Source organism: Delftia sp. K82, assembly GCF_002193035.1.
Classification (GTDB): Bacteria; Pseudomonadota; Gammaproteobacteria; order Burkholderiales; family Burkholderiaceae_C; genus Comamonas; species Comamonas acidovorans.
On sequence record NZ_MYFL01000004.1, the window covers coordinates 551,283 to 569,565 of the forward strand.

Sequence of the window (18,283 nt, forward strand, 5' to 3'; positions counted from 1 at the left end):
CCCTCGCTGCGGGGCGGCCCTTGCTCGGCGTCCCTCTTGTTGGGACACGCTGTCTCCTAGAGCAGTGCATGGCGCAAGTGCTTGATGATGTGACGCTCCCGGCCTGCCCTGCGCAGGCGGGAGCGTTTTTCTTTGGGAATAACCAGGGCCCGGCCGGACCTCCTCCGGCGGGGCCATTGCAGACGATGTGGTCCTTGTCTCTTGAATGGATGCTGCTGGCACTGCTGGTGTTCTGGGCCGTTGGCGCATACAACCGGCTGGCCCGGCTGCGCAGCGGCTGCGTGCAGCAGTTCGGAGCGCTCGATGCGCACCTGGGCCAGTGGCATGCCATGCTGCAGGCCTTCGAGGCCCAGCCCAAGGCCGAAGGCCAAAGCCCCGCCCTTGTGCATGCCCAGGCCGCACTGCACCAGACCGCCGCACAGCTGCAGGCGGCCCTGGTCGATGCCCGTGGCCGGCCGCTGCGCGAGACCGCGCTGGCCTCGCTGGAGCACGCCTGTTCGGCGCTGGACGTGGCCTGGCAGGCCATGACCAAGGTCGCCGTTGACACCGGCGCCGGCGCCGCTGGCACTGGCGCTGCGCCATCAGATGCCCCATCGCCGGACCCCGATCCGCTGCAGCCCTGGCAGCAGCGCTGGACCGAGCACCAGGTGCGCAACCGCCTGGGACTGCAGCAATTCAACGCCGCGGCCGAGCGCTACAACGCCGCCATTGCGCAATATCCGGCCAGGCTGCTGGCCTGGCTGCTGGGCTTTCGCCCGGTGCGCAGCCTGCTGGTCGAGCCTGTCGCCAGCAAGGCACAGGAAAGTGGAACATGAACCAACGCACGCATTCTTCCCCGCGCCGCGCTGCGGCGCCCTCGCAGGCGCATGCCGCACCGGCCGCACCTCCTCTTTGGCAGCAGCTCGACGCCGTCGCCCAATGCCTGCAGTCCGTGCTTGAAGGCCAGTCCAGCCGCAGCGTGCTGGCGCGCGTGGCGCAGCCGCTGCGCCCCGGCGTCCAGGCGCTGCTGTTCCAGGTGCTTCGCCAGTTGGGCCGTGCCCAGGCGCTGCAAAAGCAGCTGGCCTCGCGCAACCCGCCGCCGCGCGTCAGCGCATTGCTGAACACGGCCCTGGCCCTGGCCTGGGATGAGTCCCGGGCACCGTACCCACCATTCACCCTGGTCAACCAGACGGTGGAGGCTGCCAAGCAGGGGCCGACGCGCGCCCAGTCCGGCTTCATCAATGCCTGCCTGCGCCGCTTCCTGCGCGAGCGCGATGCCCTGGTCGCCGCCACCGACGACCAGCCGCAGGCCGTCTGGAACCACCCGGCCTGGTGGATAGCCCGCCTGCGCAAGGACCATCCCGATCATTGGCAAGCCATCCTGCAGGCCAACAATGAACAGCCGCCGATGACGCTGCGCGTCAACCGCCAACAAACGGATCGCCAGTCCTACCAGGCAGCGCTGCAGGCCATGGACGTGCCTTCCCTGGCCGTGGCCGACAGCGGCCTGCAACTGCAGCAGGCCCTGCCGGTGCAATCCCTGCCGGGCTTCGACGAAGGCTTGGCCTCGGTGCAGGATGCGGCCGCGCAACTGGCCGCGCCGCTGCTGCTGCAGGGGCTGGAGCAGCCCGCCGGCCGCGCGCTGCGTGTGCTCGATGCCTGCGCCGCCCCGGGCGGCAAGACGGCCCACCTGCTGGAGTACGCAGCCCCGCAGACCCTGGAGGTCACGGCGCTGGAGATAGATGCCGAGCGCGCCGCGCGCATCGCGGACACGCTGGGGCGGCTGCGCCTGCAGGCCCGAGTGGTGGTGGCCGATGCATCCCGGCCCGACCAGTGGTTCGATGCGCAATGCGGCGGCCAGCGGTTCGACGCCATCTTGCTGGACGCACCCTGCACGGCCTCGGGCATCGTGCGGCGCCAGCCCGACGTGCGCTGGCTGCGCCGCGAAAGCGATGTGCGCCAGCTGGCCGAGATCCAGGCGCGCCTGCTCGACACCCTGTGGCCCCTGCTGCAGCCCGGCGGGCGCCTGCTCTACTGCACCTGCTCGGTTTTCAGGGAAGAGGGCGAGGCCCAGGTTCAAGCGTTTGTTACACGCAACAGTGAGGCGCGAACCCTGGCGGCACCGGGGCATTTAATCCCGGGCAAAGCCGATAAAGCCGGCATGCTGGCTGACAATGCTTTGGGTGACCACGACGGTTTCTTCTACGCCTTGCTGCAAAAGACACGCTGACCCCCCCCATCGGGCCTGGTCGCCGGCCTGGCTGCGCCTGCTGGCGCGGCTGGCCGGGGCGCTTTTGCTGGCCGGCGTGCTGGCGGGCCTGGGCCTGCAGGCCAGGGCCGATGCCCTGACGGCCGAGATCGGCCCCATGCAGCTCGATCGCTCCGACGACGGCCTGCTGCTGTCGGCCAACCTCCATTTCGAGCTGCCCTACCAGATCGACGATGCGCTGCGCCAGGGCATCCCCATGTACTTCGTGGCCGATGCCCAGATCCAGCGCGAGCGCTGGTACTGGTCCGATCAGCAACTGGCCACCGCCAGCCGCCACTTCCGCCTCAGCCACCAGCCGCTGACGCGCCGCTGGCGCCTGCACATCTCCAGCACACCGTTCTCCAGCAGCGGCCTGGGGCTGGCGCTGGGCCAGACCTTCGAAAGCCTGGACGATGCGCTGGCCTCCATGCAGCGCATCTCGCGCTGGAAGATCATGGACACGGCGCCCACGCAATCGGGCGTATCGGTGCAACTGCGCTTTCGCATCGACCTGTCCCAGCTGCCCAGGCCGCTGCAGATCGGCGCGCTGGGCCGCTCGGGCTGGAACCTGCAGCTGTCGCGCACCCAGATGCTGGAAGACGCCCCATGAGCAGGGCCTCAGCCGACGACGAACGCGTGGCCCTGCCGGCCTCGGCCGGCCTGTCGCGCGGCACGCGCTGGGCCGTGGGCGTGGGCGCCGGCCTCATGGGCCTGGTCGGCGTGCTGCTGCTGTTCCTGCTCACCCTGGCCACCAACAATCGCCTGGACTACGAGCGCAACTACAACTGGCTGTTCGCCGCCAACGTGGTCGTGGCCGGCCTGCTGCTGGCCATCCTGGCCTGGGGCGGCATCCGCCTGGCCATCCGGCTGCAGCGCGGGCGCTTCGGCAGCCGCCTGCTGCTCAAGCTGGCCGGCATCTTCACGCTGGTGGGCCTGGTGCCGGGCCTGCTGATCTACATCGTCTCCTACCAGTTCGTCTCGCGCTCCATCGAAAGCTGGTTCGATGTGCAGGTCGAGGGCGCGCTGTCGGCCGGCGTCAGCCTGGCCAGTGCCACGCTGGAGACCGTGGCCAATGACATGGCCAACAACACGCGCACCGCAGGCGCCCAGCTGTCCCAGGTCTCCGATGCCGGCGCCGCGCTGATCCTGGAGCGCGTGCGCGACCAGTTGGGTGCCACCGATGTCGTGTTGTGGAGCGCCTCCGAAATCGCCGTCGTGGGTCCGGCGCCGGTGCCGCGCAGTGGCGAGCTGGCTGGCTTGCGCGCGGTGGCCAGCGTGGGCCAGTCGCGCTTCAACCTGCAGCCTGAACGCCCCAGCGCGCAAATGCTGCGCTCGCTGCGCGAGCAGCGCGCCGTGGCCAGCATCGAAGGACTGGACGACGACGGCATGGCCCAGCCCGGCGCCACCGCGCCCAGCGCCCAGGTCCGCACCCTGGCCCTGGTGCCCAACCCCAGTGTGGGCCTGCTGACCGAGCCGCGCTACCTGCAAGCCACCATTGCACTGCCGCAGGCCCTGGTGACCAATGCCCTGGCCGTGCAGGCAGCCAACCGCGAATACCAGGAGCGCGCGCTGGCACGCGGTGGCCTGCAGCGCATGTACATAGGCACGCTCACGCTCAGCCTGTTCCTGGCCGTCTTCGGCGCCGTGGTGCTGGCCATCGTGCTGGGCAACCAGCTGGCCAGGCCGCTGCTGCTGCTGGCCCAGGGCATGCGCGACGTGGCGCGCGGCGACCTGCGGCCCAAGCCGGCGCTGCAGACGCGCGACGAGATCGGCGGGCTCACGCGCTCCTTTGCGCTCATGACCCAGCAACTGGCCGACGCCCGCGCCGAAGCCAACCGCAGCATGGGCCAGCTCGATGCCGCACGCGGCAACCTGCAGACCATCCTCGACAACCTCACCTCGGGCGTCATCGTGCTGGATGCGCGCGGCGCCATCGTGCTGAGCAATCCCGGCGCCACGCGCATATTGCGCGCGCCCATGGCCGTCCATGAAGGCCGGCTGCTGTCCCAAGTGCCGGGGCTGGAGCAGTTCGGCGAAGTCGTGCAGGAGCAGTTCGCGCTCTTCCTGGGCGAGCAGGGGCGCGATCGCTGGCAACTGGTGCATGAGCTGCATGCCTCCACCGATGGCGGCGTCATCCAGCACACCACCACCCTGGTCATGCGCGGTGCGGAACTGCCCGATGCGCAGCGCCTGCTGGTCTTCGACGACATCTCGGAAATCGTCTCGGCCCAGCGTGCCCAGGCCTGGGGCGAGGTGGCGCGCCGCGTGGCCCATGAGATCAAGAACCCGCTCACGCCCATCCAGCTGTCGGCCGAGCGCATGGCCATGCGGCTGACCGACAAGCTGCAGCCTGCAGAGCAGGCGCTGCTGGCCAAGTCCGTCAAGACCATCGTCGATCAGGTCGGCGCCATGAAGCGCCTGGTCGATGAATTCCGCGACTACGCGCGCCTTCCCGCCGCCAACCTGCAGTCGCTGGACCTCAACGCGCTGGTCACCGATGTGCTCCAGCTGTATGGGGAAGAGAACGCCGAAGTGCGCGTGGACTGCGTGCTGGACCCGCAATGCCCGCCGATTTCCGGCGATGGCCAGCAGCTGCGCCAGGTCATTCACAATCTTTTGCAGAATGCCCAGGACGCCACGGCCCAGCGCGCGCAGGAAAGCGGCCAGCCCCCCGGCCCCGTGACCATAGAGACGCGCTGGAACGAGTCCGCGCGCCGCGTGCGCCTGAGCATCAGTGACAGCGGCACGGGCTTTGCCGCCAACATCCTTCAACGGGCCTTCGAGCCCTACGTCACGACCAAGGTGCGAGGCACCGGCCTGGGCCTGGCCGTGGTCAAGAAAATCGCAGACGAGCATGGCGCCCGCATCGACCTGGGCAACAGGGAAGACGACGGGGTGATTCAAGGTGCGCAAGTGTCGCTATCATTTGCGCCTGAGCGTACGGGATAGGCCTGACGCCCCCCGCGCCTCAGCACATAGGCTTAAGACACATGGCAAACATACTGGTGGTCGACGACGAACTGGGGATCCGGGATTTGTTGTCGGAAATCCTCAACGACGAAGGTCATAGTGTGGACGTGGCCGAGAACGCCGGTCAGGCACGCTCGGCGCGCGCCTCCAACACCTACGACCTCGTGCTTCTCGACATCTGGATGCCCGACACCGATGGCGTATCACTGCTCAAGGAATGGGCCTCGGCAGGTCTGCTGACCATGCCCGTGATCATGATGAGCGGTCACGCCACCATCGAGACGGCCGTGGAGGCCACGCGCATCGGCGCGCTGTCCTTCCTCGAAAAACCCATCACCATGCAAAAGCTGCTCAAGGCCGTGGAGCAGGGCCTGGCGCGCAACGCCGCCAGCCAGGCACCGGCTGCAGCGCCCGTGGCGGTGGTCGAGCCGGACACTGCGGCCGTGGTCACGCCTGCGGCCAGCCGCGTGCCGGTGGACAACAACGTGCCGCATGCACACCAGGGGTTCGACCTGGACCGCCCGCTGCGCGAGGCGCGCGACGGCTTCGAGAAGGCCTACTTCGAATTCCACCTGGCACGCGAAGGCGGCTCCATGACACGCGTGGCCGAGAAGACCGGCCTGGAGCGCACCCACCTGTACCGCAAGCTGCGCCAGCTGGGCGTGGACCTGGGCCGCAACAAGCGCGGATAGACTTTTTGAAGGAATTTTGGCTTTTTCGTTTTTGGGTCAAAAAATCCTGCATATAATCTAGTTCTCGGCCCGGTAGCTCAGTCGGTAGAGCAGAGGATTGAAAATCCTTGTGTCGGCGGTTCGATTCCGTCCCAGGCCACCAAATTCAGTAAAAAATTACGGACTGCTTCGCAAGAAGCGGTCCGTTTTTCTTTGTGCCTCAGGCAATGCGTGATCCTGCCTGTGCGCCGGCTGCGGCCGCCTTCAGTCGTTCGCGCCCGCAATCGTCACCAACAGCACGCAGCCCTGATCGCCGCGCGCGTGCACATCGTGCAGCTCGCCGGCAGGCACCAGCACCACCGAGCCGGCCACCAGCCGCAGGCTTGCCAGGCGCGTGGCAATGCCGGCCTCGCCCGCCAGGCAGTGGATGGTGGCCTCGCCGGGGACCTGATGGCTGGGCAGGGCATGGCCCGGTGGCAGCACCAGGCGCAGCAGTTGCAGCTTCGGCGTTCGGATCAGGCTGGTGCTGATGGGCATGCCGTCGCGGGCGTGCAGGGCGATGACCTCTAGTGGCTTTGCGTGTTCGAGTGCCATGCTTGGCTCCTGCTTGATGTGGATCAGAAGGTGGTTGCGCCGCCGCCTCGCCTGTGCACTTGAAGATGTACGCTGGATGCATCTTATGCAGGCGCAGCGGGCCGGAAGGAGTGCACATCATGGCGCAATGGATGGAGCTGGAGGAACCCCTGAGAACCCGGGAGCCGGCGCCGCAATGGAAGGCATTCCTCGAATTGGGATTTCGGCCGCTGTACCTGCTGGGCTGCCTCTGGGCCGCGCTGTCGGTGGCGCTGTGGGTCCATGCGCCGCAGAGGATCACCGGTCGCATGCCCGGCGTGTTCTGGCATGCGCACGAGATGCTGTGGGCCTTCGTGGCCACCATCGCCGTAGGCTTTCTGTTCACGGCGGGCAGCAACTGGACGGGACGCAATCCGCTGCAGGGCCGGGCGCTGGGCGCGCTGTGCCTGCTGTGGCTGATCGCCCGTGCGGGCTTTCTGCTGCCCGGGCCGCAGGCCTTTGCAGTGGCTGCGCTGTGCGATACCGCCTTCTTTGCCTGGGCCGCGCTGGCGCTGGGCCGCGCCATCCATGCCGTGCGCAGCCGGCGCAACTACGGGCTGCCCCTGCTGCTGGCCGGCCTGGGCACGGCCGACGCGCTGTACCTGTGGTCCATCTGGCAGGGCGACTACGGCGCGCTCATGCAGCGCTTCAACGCAGGCCTGCTGTGCATGGCCGTGATTGCGCTGCTGATCGCGCGGCGCGTGATCCCCTTCTTTGCCATGCGCGCCGTTGCCGGCCTGCAGATTCCCATGCACACGGCCAGCGGCCCGTGGCAACTGGGTGCGGGCGTGGTGGCCATCGCCTGCCTGCTGGCGGGCTGGTGGCCGGGCCTGGCCGCCGGCCTGGCCGTGGCGGGCCTGATCGCCCTGTGGCAGGTGCTGGCCTGGAGGCCCCAGGCCGTGCGCCGCGTGCCGCTGCTGTGGATTCTCTACCTGGGTCACGCGGCGCTGGGTGTGGGCCTGCTGGTGGCCGGCGCGCATGCGGCCGGATGGGTGCTGCGCCCCGCCTGGCCCGTGCATGTGATCGGTGCGGGCGGCTTTGCCCTGCTCATCATCGGCATGTGTACACGGACGTCGATGGGCCACCTGGGCCTGCCGCTGCGCACCGACCGCAGCATGGTCGCCGCCTATGCCCTGGTCATTGCCGCTGCCGTGCTTCGCCTGGCGGCCCTGCTGCCCACGGCGCTGTCGCTGGCGGCGCTGCATGCCTCGGCCGCTGCCTGGGTATTGGCCTTTGCGCTGTACCTGTGGCGTTTCGCCCCGCTGCTGGTGCGCCCGCGTGCCGACCGGCAGGCATGATCGGAAGCCTGCCATGCGCCTGACCCTGATGACCGACTACGCGCTGCGCCTTCTCATGCATGTGGCGCGCCACCCCGGGCGGCTGTGCACGATTGCCGAGATCGCCCAGGCCCATGCCATCTCCGAGGCCCACCTCATGAAGGTCACGCACCAGTTGGCGCTGCGCGGCTGGATCGTGACCGTGCGGGGCAAGGGCGGCGGCATGCGCCTGGCCCATGCGCCGGCCGACATCGGCCTGGGCGACGTGGTGCGCGGCATGGAGCCGGACCTTGCCATCGTCGAGTGCTTCACGGGCACCAGCCCGCCTGCCTGCACGCTTGCGCAGGACTGCCGGCTGGCCGGCGTGCTGGGCGGGGCGCTGGACAGCTTCATGGCCCATCTGGACGGCTTCACGCTGGCCGATCTGCTGCCGGCTCCCGCATCCCTGCCGCTGCCCCTGCCGCACAGGAGCCGCGCATGAGCTACGGACTGCTGCTGACCCTGCACCTGCTGGCGGCCATTGCCTTTGCAGGCACGGTGTTCTTCGAAGTCGTGCTGCTGGCCGGGGCGCGCCGCCACCTGCCCGCTGCCGTGGCGCGCGCCACCGAGCAGGCGCTGGGCGACCGCGCGGTCGCCGTCATGCCCTGGGTGCTGATGGTGCTGTACGGCGCGGGGCTGGGGCTGGCCTGGCAGCACCGCGCGGCATTGGCCGCCGCCTTTGCCGCTCCGCTGGCCAGCAGCTTCGGCCTGCTGCTGGCGCTCAAGATCGTGCTGGCGCTCAGCGTGTTCGGGCATTTCCTGGCGGCCATGTGGTGGCGCCGGCGTGGTGTGCTGGGCGGGCGCCGCTCGCACCGCCTGCACCTGAGCGTGTTCTGCCACGTGCTGGCCATCGTGCTGCTGGCCAAGGCCATGTTCTACCTGCACTGGTAAACAGCCTGCAGGCAGGCCCTGCCCGCGTTAAGCTCGCTGCTCGCATGGCTTGGAGCACGGGGGCGCAGAGGTGGCATCGCATTGGCAGCCGGGCTTGATCGCCCTGCACGGGAATCAGACGGAGGTGCTGGCCGACACGGTGCTGGCATGGCTGGCTGCGCACCCGCTGGATGTGCTGGAGCCCGAGGTGGTGCTGGTGCAGAGCAACGGCATGGCCGAGTGGTTCAAGATGCGCATGGCCGAGCAGCTGGGCGTGTGCGCCGCCGCGCGCGTGGAACTGCCCGCGCGCTTTGTGTGGCGCAGCTACCGCCAGGTGCTGGGCCGCCAGGCCGTGCCGCGCGAATCGCCCCTGGACAAGACGCCCATGACCTGGCGGCTCATGCGCCTGCTGCCGCAGTGCCTTCATGACCCGGCCTTCGCCCCCATTGCAGGCTTTCTGCGCCCCGGCGAGCCCGAGCGGCTGCTGCAGCTGGCCCAGCGCCTGGCCGACCTTTTCGACCAATACCAGATCTACCGCGCCGACTGGCTGGACGCCTGGGAGGCCGGGCATGACGTGCTGCCCATGCCCTTGCGCCCTGGTGTGGCGGACGCCCCGGTGCCCGAAGGCCAGCAGTGGCAGCCGCGCCTGTGGCGCGCCGTGCTGGCCGAGCTGGACGAGGACCAGCGCGGCGCCACGCGCGCGCGCCTGCAGGGCAGGGTGCTGGCCGCGCTGCAGTCCGGCGAGGCGCCGGCCGCGCCGCTGGCGCGCCGCGTGGTGGTGTTCGGCATCAGCCAGTTGCCGCTGAGCCTGCTGGAATTCCTGGCCGCCATTGCCCGCCACAGCCAGGTGCTGCTGGCCGTGCCCAATCCCTGCCGCTTCCATTGGGCCGACGCCATCGACGGGCGCGAGCTGCTGCGCATGGCGCGGCGCCGCCAGCCGCTGCGCGGCGGGCGCGATCTGGCGCAGCTGCCACTGGAGGCCATGCACGCCCACGCCCATCCGCTGCTGGCCGCCTGGGGCCGGCAAAGCCGCGACTATGTGCGCCAGCTCGACGCCTTCGACACCACGGGTGCCGCCGCGCAGCTGCAGATGCCGCGCGTGGACCTGTTCGACGAAACCGATGCCGAGGACCTGCGCACCGCGCCGCTGCTGGCCCAGGTACAGCAGCGCATCCGCGACCTGGTGCCGCTGGCCGAGCACCCGCCGCTGGAGGTGGCGCGGGCCGATCGTTCCATCGTCTTTCACAGCGCCCACAGCGTGGTGCGCGAGCTGGAGGTGCTGCACGACCAGCTGCTGCAGATGCTGGCCCGGCCACCGGATCCTGCCCAGCCAGGGCAAGCGCCGCTGGCCCCGCGTGACGTGGTGGTCATGCTTCCGTCCATAGAGACGGCTGCGCCCTCGATACGTGCGGTCTTCGGCCAGTACGGACGCCACGACCCGCGCCACATTCCCTTCGACATCGCCGACCTGGGTGCGCGCGCCAGCAGCCCGCTGGCCGTGGCCCTGCAATGGCTGCTGCGCCTGCCCCAGCAGCGCTGCCGGCTCAGCGAGCTGTGCGACCTGCTGGACGTGCCCGCGATTGCCGCGCGCATGGGGCTGGCGGCCGACGACCTGCCACAGCTCACGCGCTGGATGGCCGGGGCCGGCATCCGCTGGGGACTCAATGCGCCGCAGCGCGGCGCCCTGGGCCTGCAGGCCTGTGGCGAGCACAACAGCGCCTGGTTCGGCCTGCAGCGCATGTTGCTGGGCTATGCCGGCGGCGTGGCGCAGGACGGCCAGGCCTTTGGCGGCATCGAGCCCTATGACGAAGTGGGCGGCCTGTCGGCCGAGCTGGCCGGCGTGCTGGCCGCGCTGCTGGAGCGCATGCTGGCCTGGTGGCGCGAGGCCGGGCGGCCCGCCACACCCGAGGTCTGGGCGCAGCGCTTTCGCGCACTGCTGCAGGACTTCTTCAAGGCGCAGGACGATGAGGACGAGGCCATGCTGGCCGCGCTGGACGCCGCCCTCACGGACTGGCAGCGCGCCTGCGAGCAGGCCGGCTATGCGGACGCCGTGGAACTGGGCGTGGCCCAGGAGGCCTGGATGCAGGCGCTGGAGCAGCCCTCGCTGTCGCAGCGCTTTCGCGCCGGTGGCGTGACCTTTTGCACGCTGATGCCCATGCGGGCCATTCCCTTCGAGGTGGTCTGCCTGCTGGGCATGAACGATGGCGACTATCCGCGCCGCGCCACGCGCAGCGACTTCGACCTGATGGCGCTGCCCGGCCAGCAGCGCCCCGGCGACCGCGCGCGCCGCGACGATGACCGCCAGCTCATGCTCGAAGCCCTGCTGTCCGCACGCCGCGCGCTCTACATCAGCTGGACCGGCCATCATGTGCGCGACAACAGCGAGCAGCCGCCCTCGGTCCTGGTCTCCCAGCTGCGCGACTACCTGGAGACAGGCTGGCGCGGCGAAGGCGGCCAGCCGCTGCTGGCGCAGCGCACGCAGCAGCATCCGCTGCAGCCCTTCAGTCGCCGCTATTTCGAAGAAGGCTCGCCCTGGACCACCTATGCGCGCGAATGGCGGGCCGCGCATGCGCAGTCGGACGGCACGGACGCGTTGCCTCCGCTGCCCGCGCAGCCGCGCCCGCCCTTTGTCCCCGACGCCTCGGCGCCGCTGACGCTGGCCCGGCTCACCGATTTCCTGCGCCACCCGGCGCGCGCCTACCTGCGCCAGCGCCTGCAGGTGCGCTTCGAGCAGGAGGACAACCCCGTGGTGGACGAGGAACTGTTCCAGCTCGACGGCCTGACCGAATACCTGCTGGTGCAGCAGTTGCAGCAGCAGGTGGCGGCCGGCCTGGACGAGCCGGGGCAGGCGCCCCAGGCCATGGAAGACAGCGTGCGCGCCGCCGTGGCGCGCCTCACGCGCTCGGGGCGGCTTCCGCTGGCGGGGCTGGGCGAGCGCGGCGCGCGGGCGCTGCAGTCCTCGGTCACGCCTTCGCTGCGGGCCTGGCGCCAGCAACTGGATCGGTATGCCCATCCCGCGCCGCGCAGGCGGCTGCTGATCGAGGACGATGGCCTGGTGTTCGACGACTGGATCGACGGGCTGCGCCAATCCTGCGAAACCGAAGAGTCCCCCGATGCGGACCACGCACAGTGCTGGCTGCTGCTGGACCCGCGCAACCTGCTCAATGCCAAGGGCAGGCCCCATGCCGACAAGCTCATGCCGGTCTACCTGCGCAGCCTGGCGCTGGCCGCCAGTGGCTCGCAGGCCGAGTTGCGCGTGGTGGCGCGCGACGGCCTGGTGCAGGTGCTGCCCATGGACCCTTCCGAAGCGCTGGCACGGCTGCGTGAATTGATGGCCCTGTGGCGCGAAGGCCAGAACGGCCCGCTGCCCCTGCCGCTGCGCAGCGGCCTGGCCATGGCCGAAGGCTTTCCCGCTGCGGCCCAGCAGGCCTATGAGGGCGGTCATCTGGTCGGCGGCGAAGGCGAGGACCCGTCCTGGGCACGCTGCTACCCTGACTTCGAACGCCTGAGCGCCGATGGCCGTTTCGAGGCCCTGGCCCATGCCGCCCACGCGCCGCTGCTCGACTGGGTGGCCGCGCAGGTGCAGGTCCTGCCGTACCAGGGGGATGCGCAATGAGCGCGAGCGAAATGATCGGCGCCGTGACCGGCGATGTGGACTGCGACGTGACCGGCCATGTGCTCGACGCACAGCGCTTCCCGCTGTGGGGCAGCCGCCTGATCGAGGCCAGCGCCGGCACCGGCAAGACCTGGACCATCGCCGCGCTCTACCTGCGACTGGTGCTGGGGCATGGCGAGGGCAGCCTGGACGGCATCAGCAGCACGGCCTTCGAGCGCCCGCTGATGCCGCCCGACATCCTCGTCATGACCTTCACGCGCGCGGCCACGCGCGAGCTGTCAGACCGCATACGCAAGCGCCTGATCGAGGCCGTGCAGTGCTTTCGCGGCGAGGCCGAGCCCGCGCCCCAAGACGCCTTCCTGCACGCGCTGCGCGAGGCCTACCCCGAAGGCGCGGCCCGTGAACGCGCGGCCTGGCGCCTGGCCATGGCGGCCGAATGCATGGACGACGCGGCCATCCACACCATCGACGCCTGGTGCCAGCGCATGCTGCGCGAGCATGCCTTCGACAGCGGCAACCTCTTCGACGAAACGCTGGAGCCCGACGAAAGTCAGCGACAGACCGAGGCCGCGCAGGACTACTGGCGCCAGCAGTGCTACCCGCTGTCCGACGAGTTGCTGGACGAGGTCCTGAAGATCTGGCCCCACGTCGGCGCCCTGGTCGATGACATGCGCGCACTGCTGCGCGAGCCCCCTGTGCCCGGCGCGGGCGAGGGCAGCCTGGCCGACTGCCTGCAGCGCGCCATGGAGCAGCGCCGCAGCCGCCTGCTGGCCCTGGCGGCCGGCTGGGACGACAAGGCACAGCGCCTGCAGCTGTGGCTGGATGGACAGCTCGACGGCCATGGCGCGCTGTGGGACAAGCGCAAGCTGCAGCCCGCGCGCTACACCGGCTGGCTGGCCGCGCTGGCCGACTGGTCGCGCGCGCCGCTGGACGGTCCGCTGGCGCTGACCGAGGCCGCGCGCCACCGCCTCAGCCCCGAGGGCCTGGCCGAGGCCTTCAAGGGATCGGCCGGCGATGTGCTCATGCCGCTGGAGCTTGACGAGCTGCAGGCGCTGCTGGTGCAACTGGAGCAATTGCCGCCCGTCAGCGTGGCCGTGCGCCTGCATGCGGCCGCGCGCGTGGCGCAGCGGCTGGCCCACCTCAAGCGCCAGGCCGGCAGCTTCGGCTTTGCCGACATGCTGCAGCGCCTGGACACGGCCCTGGCCGGCGACAACGGCGCCGTGCTGCGCGAGCGCATCCTGGCCCAGTACCCGGTGGCGCTGATCGATGAATTCCAGGACACCTCGCCGCTGCAGTACCGCCTGTTCGACCAGATCTACCGCACGGCGGCCAACGACCCGCACAGCGCCCTGCTGCTGATCGGCGACCCCAAGCAGTCCATCTACGGCTTTCGCGGGGCCGACATCCACAGCTACCTGCAGGCGCGCCGCGCCACCGAGGGCCGCCACTACGTGCTGGGCACCAACTACCGCTCCACCGAGGCGCTGGTGGGCGCCGTCAACCATTGGTTCGCGCAGGCCGAGCAGCGGCCGGGCGAGGGCGCCTTCATGTTTCGGCGCGGCAGCCACAACCCGCTGCCGTTCGAGCCCGTGGCCGCCCAGGGCCGGCGCGAGCTGCTGCACACGCGCGACGGCGCCATGCCCGCCCTCACCGTGGCCTGGAGTGCGGGCCGCGACGAGGACACCGGCATCCCCCTGCCTTTGTCTGCCGACGAGGTGCGGCGCCGCTTTGCGGCCCATTGCGCCGAGCAGATCGTGCAGTGGCTGGCCGACCCGCAGGCCGGCTTTGTGCAGCCCGATGGCCGCCTTGTGCGCCTGCGGCCTGCCGACATCGCCGTGCTGGTGCGCACGGGCCGAGAGGCGGCCGCCGTGCGCCGAGAGCTGCAGGCGCGCGCCGTGGCCTCGGTCTACCTGTCGGACCAGGATTCGGTGTTCGCCAGCGACGAAGCCCATGACCTGCTGTACTGGCTGCGCGCCGTTGCCGCGCCGCTGGATGCCCAGGCCGTGCGCGCGGGCCTGGCCACGCGGCTCATCGGCCTGTCGCTGGACGAGCTGGCCTGGCTGGCCGCCGACGAGGAAGCCTTTGACGTGCGCAGCGAGCAGCTGCGCGAACTGCACAGCATCTGGCTGCGCCTGGGCGTGCTGGCCATGCTGCGCCAGACCCTGTACCGGCTGGACCTGCCCGTGCGCTGGCTACAGGACCCGGCCATGGGCGGCGAGCGGCGCCTGACCAACTACCTGCACCTGGCCGAGCTGCTGCAGACCGCCAGCGCCCAGCTGGAGGGCGAGCAGGCCCTGATCCGCTGGCTGGCCACCCAGATCGAGACGCCGGGCAGCGGCAGCGAAGAGCAGGTGGTGCGCCTGGAAAGCGATGCCGACCTGGTCAAGCTCGTCACCGTGCACAAGAGCAAGGGCCTGGAATACCCGCTGGTCTGCCTGCCGTTTGCGGGCAGCTTCCGCCCCATGGAACGGGCCAGAACGCCGTTCCTGACCCTGTCCGCGCAGGACGAGTCGCAAGACGACGCGGCTCCGGCCCGCCGATTGCTGCTGGACTTCAGCGACGAGGAGCTTGCCCAGGCCGACCGCGAGCGGCTGCGCGAGGACCTGCGCCTGTTCTACGTGGCGCTCACCCGCCCGCGCCATGCGCTGTGGTTGGGCCTGGCCCCGCTCAAGCGCGGCAACGGCAAGGCCTGCGTGAACGAGCAGGGCGCAGCCGGCTACCTGCTGGGCGGCACCGAGCCGCGCTCGGCCCAGGGCTGGCGCGACGGCCTGCAGCAGCTGTGCGGCGAAGACCCGCACATGGCCTGGCGCGACCTGGATGCCGTGCCACTGCAGCGCACGCGCTGGCAGCCCCCGGCCGGCGCCACCCCGCTGCACGATGCCCCGGCCTACGACGCGCGCTTCGACACCCGCTGGGGCATCGGCAGCTTCTCGGCCCTGGTGCGTGCCATGGCCGCGCCCAGCCTGCCCGTGCTGCCCGTGGCCGTGCAGCGCCCGGCCGAGGATGAGCAGGCGCTGGAGCCGCCGCCATCGCCGGAACTGGCGGACATTGCCGGCCTGGCGGGCCTGCAACCCCTGCAGGATGGACCGGCCGGTGGGCCTGCGGTCTGGCACCGCTTTCTGCGCGGTCCCGTGGTCGGCAACTTCGTGCACGACCAGCTTGAATGGCTGGGCGGCGAAGACTTTGCCCTGCCCGTGGACGGCCAGGGTGCGCTCGCTGATCGCCTGGTGCGCCGCTGCGAGCGCGCGGGCCGTGGCGAGCAGGCGCGCGACCTGCTGGCCTGGCTCACGGCCGTGGTCCACCAGCCGCTGGCGCCGCTCGATGTCACGCTGGCCACGCTGGGCCCGCAACTGTCCGAGATGGAGTTCTGGCTGCCCGCGCGCCAGCTGCCGGCCGAGCGCATCGACCAGCTGTGCCGGCGCTTCATCCTGCCGGGGCAGGAGCGGCCCGCGCTGCCCCAGCGCTCGCTGCACGGCATGCTCATGGGCTTTGCCGACCTGGTGTTCTGCCACGAGGGCCGCTACTGGGTGCTCGACTACAAGAGCAACCACCTGGGCCCGGACGGCGCCGCCTACGGCCAGGAGGCCCTGGCTCGCGCCATGCTCCACCACCGCTACGACGTGCAGGCCGCGCTCTACCTGCTGGCCCTGCACCGGCTGCTGCGCAGCCGCCTGGGCACGGCCTACGAGCCGCAGCGCCAGCTGGGCGGCGCGCTGTACTACTTTCTGCGCGGCATCGATGGCCCGGCCGGTGGCATGCATGCCATGGCGCCCGAACTGCCCCTGCTCGATGCGCTTGATGAACTGCTCGGCCCCGGCCACGCCAACGCGGAGGAACTGCCATGAGCCCGCGCCCCCGTTCGCGCACCGTCGATACGGCCACGCTGGACCTGTTCGATGAACAGCCGGGTGGCAAACCGCCGAGCGCCGTGCCGCCAGACACCAATGAGGTGCTGGCCCTGCTGCGCCGCTGGGCCGATGCCGGCCTGCTGCGGCGCCTGGATGCGGCGCTGGCCTCCTTTGTCGCCGGGCAGGATGCGCAGGCCGGGCCCGCCTTGCTGGTGGCCGCCGCACTGCTGGCGCAGATGGAGGGGCGCGGCCACAGCTGCCTGCCCCTGGCGCCGCTGGCCGGCAACCCCAACGACGTGCTGGCCTGGCCCGCCGAGGCGCTGCCCGCCCAGCAGGCCCTGTGGCAGATGCTGCCCGCGCGCCTGTCCGGCTGGGTGGCGGCGCTGGGTGCCAGCCCCGTGGTGCGTGTGATCGGCGACGCGGGCCAGGATGGCGGCGAGGACCTTGGCCAGCCCCTGGTGCTGGCCGGTGCCGACGGCCCCGCGCCGCTGCTGTACCTGCGCCGCTACTGGGACTACGAGCGCGCCGTGGCCACCCATGTCATCCAGCGCACGGCGGCGCAGGCCGTGGTCGGCCAGCCGCTGGACGAAGCCCTGGCCCGCCACTGGCTGGACCGCCTGTTCCCGCCTGCGGCGGAAGGCAGCCCCGTGGACTGGCAGAAGCTGGCCTGCGCGCTGGCGCTGCGCGGCCGGCTGTCGGTGATCACGGGCGGCCCCGGCACCGGCAAGACCTATACCGCTGCGCGGCTGCTGGCCCTGCTGTTTGCCACGGCGCCCGACGCCGGCCAGCTGCGCGTGGCCCTGGCCGCTCCCACGGGCAAGGCGGCCGCGCGCCTGAAGCAATCGATTGACGGGGCCTTGCTGCAATTGCAGGGCAGCATGGGCGGCGAGATCGACCTGGCGGGCCTGGTGCAGCGCATGGGCGCGGCGCGCACCCTGCACTCCATGCTGGGCGCGCGGCCCGATACGCGGCACTGGGGATTCCATGCGGGCCGGCAACTGGACGTGGACGTGCTCATCGTCGATGAGGCCTCCATGGTCCACCTGGAGATGATGGCGGCGCTGCTGGAGGCACTGCCGGCCGGCGCCCGCCTGGTGCTGCTGGGCGACAAGGACCAACTGGCATCGGTGGAGGCGGGCGCCGTGCTGGGCGACCTGTGCCGCGATGCCCAGGCCGGACGCTACCTGCCGGACACGCTGGACTACGCGCTGCGCGTGGCCGGCCAGGCGGTACCGCCGCAGTTCGCGGCGCCGGCAGGCGACCGGCCTCCGGCTCTTGCGCAGCACACCGTCATGCTGCGCGAAAGCCGGCGCTTCGGTGGTCCCATCGGCCAGTTGGCGCGCGCCGTGAATGCCGGCCACGCCGCGCAGGCCCAGGCCTTGCTCGATGCCGGCACGCAAGGCGGTACGCACTCCGAACTCTGGGAGCGCCAGGGCGGCGGCGTGCAGGCCGTGACCGAACTGGCCGTGCGCGGGCGTGGCGGCCTGGCCAGTTATGCGCTGTATGCCAGGGCGCTGCAAAACAGGCCGGTTGCGGACGGCGGCTACGAGGCCGCGCACCGCGCCTGGGTGGTCGATGTGCTGCAGGCCTTCGAGCGCTTCCGGCTGCTGTGCGCCGTGCGCGAGGGGGACTGGGGCGTGTCCGGCTTCAACCGGGCGGTGGAGCAGGCCCTGGAAGCGCAGGGCGCCATCCGCCGCAGCGGCGAATGGTATGCGGGCCGGCCCGTCATGGTCACGCGCAACGATGCGCAGCTGGGCGTGTTCAACGGCGACATCGGCATTGCGCTGCCGGGTGGGTCGCAGGGCGGGTCACAGGGGGGCCCGCAGGGTGGGCCCGGGCAGCCGCTGCGCGTGTACTTCCTGCAGGGTGACGAGCTGCGCTCGGTCGGTGTCAGCCGCCTGGCCCATGTGGAGACCGCCTTCGCCATGACGGTGCACAAGAGCCAGGGCTCGGAGTTCGAGCACACGGCCCTGGTGCTGCCCTCGCGCGGCGGCAGCGTGCTGGGGCGCGAGCTGGTCTACACCGGCATCACGCGCGCCCGCCAGGCCTTCTCGCTGTTCTCCGAGGTGCCGGGCCTGCTGGCCTCGGCCGTTGGCAGCCCCACGCAGCGCGCCAGCGGGCTGCTGCGCTGGCTGCAGGACTGAGGCGGGCAG

Annotated in this window: 12 protein-coding genes and 1 tRNA gene; 12 read left to right on the forward strand and 1 reads right to left on the reverse strand. The window is 70.9% G+C overall.

Features of this window, described 5'->3' with window-relative positions; genetic code table 11:
- The first annotated feature begins 185 nt into the window (after window positions 1-185).
- From KDK82_RS26005 to KDK82_RS26030, 6 genes are all read left to right on the forward strand, one after another.
- Window positions 186-815 (forward strand): LemA protein, encoded by a 630-nt coding sequence (locus tag KDK82_RS26005; protein ID WP_034397916.1) that lies wholly within the window; start codon window positions 186-188, stop codon window positions 813-815.
- Entirely contained in the window at window positions 812-2,209 is a 1,398-nt protein-coding gene (gene rsmB / locus KDK82_RS26010; RefSeq protein WP_034397918.1) for a 16S rRNA (cytosine(967)-C(5))-methyltransferase RsmB, read from the forward strand. Before KDK82_RS26005 ends, rsmB begins: the two co-directional genes overlap by 4 nt.
- The gene (locus KDK82_RS26015) at window positions 2,154-2,837 is read left to right on the forward strand and encodes a DUF4390 domain-containing protein (protein WP_256974556.1); all 684 of its coding nucleotides are present in this window, start codon (window positions 2,154-2,156) and stop codon (window positions 2,835-2,837) included. The genes rsmB and KDK82_RS26015 overlap by 56 nt, the downstream gene beginning before the upstream one ends.
- On the forward strand, window positions 2,834-5,176 hold the full coding sequence (locus KDK82_RS26020; protein ID WP_088166614.1) for an ATP-binding protein: 2,343 nt from the start codon (window positions 2,834-2,836) through the stop codon (window positions 5,174-5,176). Before KDK82_RS26015 ends, KDK82_RS26020 begins: the two co-directional genes overlap by 4 nt.
- Before the next feature lie 41 nt (window positions 5,177-5,217).
- Window positions 5,218-5,889 carry a response regulator gene (locus KDK82_RS26025; RefSeq protein WP_012202448.1) on the forward strand — a complete coding sequence of 224 codons (672 nt, stop codon included), beginning with the start codon at window positions 5,218-5,220 and terminating at the stop codon, window positions 5,887-5,889.
- 66 nt (window positions 5,890-5,955) lie between these two features.
- Window positions 5,956-6,031, forward strand: a tRNA-Phe gene (locus KDK82_RS26030).
- 101 nt (window positions 6,032-6,132) lie between these two features.
- Here KDK82_RS26030 and KDK82_RS26035 read toward each other — a convergent pair.
- Entirely contained in the window at window positions 6,133-6,462 is a 330-nt protein-coding gene (locus KDK82_RS26035; RefSeq protein ID WP_012202449.1) for a cupin domain-containing protein, read from the reverse strand.
- A 119-nt stretch (window positions 6,463-6,581) separates the two neighbouring features.
- Between KDK82_RS26035 and KDK82_RS26040 the strand changes: the two genes are divergently transcribed.
- From KDK82_RS26040 to recD, 6 genes are all read left to right on the forward strand, one after another.
- Window positions 6,582-7,778 carry an NnrS family protein gene (locus KDK82_RS26040; protein ID WP_088166703.1) on the forward strand — a complete coding sequence of 399 codons (1,197 nt, stop codon included), beginning with the start codon at window positions 6,582-6,584 and terminating at the stop codon, window positions 7,776-7,778.
- Window positions 7,779-7,791: 13 nt separating this feature from the next.
- Window positions 7,792-8,238 carry an Rrf2 family transcriptional regulator gene (locus KDK82_RS26045; RefSeq protein ID WP_071953766.1) on the forward strand — a complete coding sequence of 149 codons (447 nt, stop codon included), beginning with the start codon at window positions 7,792-7,794 and terminating at the stop codon, window positions 8,236-8,238.
- Window positions 8,235-8,687, forward strand: a complete 453-nt coding sequence (locus KDK82_RS26050; RefSeq protein ID WP_013800282.1) for a CopD family copper resistance protein — start codon at window positions 8,235-8,237, stop codon at window positions 8,685-8,687. Before KDK82_RS26045 ends, KDK82_RS26050 begins: the two co-directional genes overlap by 4 nt.
- A gap of 70 nt (window positions 8,688-8,757) precedes the next feature.
- Window positions 8,758-12,282: an exodeoxyribonuclease V subunit gamma gene (recC, locus tag KDK82_RS26055; RefSeq protein ID WP_088166704.1), complete on the forward strand. Its 3,525-nt coding sequence runs from the start codon at window positions 8,758-8,760 to the stop codon at window positions 12,280-12,282.
- Window positions 12,279-16,127 carry an exodeoxyribonuclease V subunit beta gene (gene recB, locus KDK82_RS26060; RefSeq protein ID WP_088166615.1) on the forward strand — a complete coding sequence of 1,283 codons (3,849 nt, stop codon included), beginning with the start codon at window positions 12,279-12,281 and terminating at the stop codon, window positions 16,125-16,127. Before recC ends, recB begins: the two co-directional genes overlap by 4 nt.
- A complete protein-coding gene (recD, locus tag KDK82_RS26065) occupies window positions 16,124-18,274 on the forward strand; it encodes an exodeoxyribonuclease V subunit alpha (protein ID WP_088166616.1) in 2,151 nt (716 codons plus the stop codon). Before recB ends, recD begins: the two co-directional genes overlap by 4 nt.
- The last annotated feature ends 9 nt before the right edge of the window (window positions 18,275-18,283 follow it).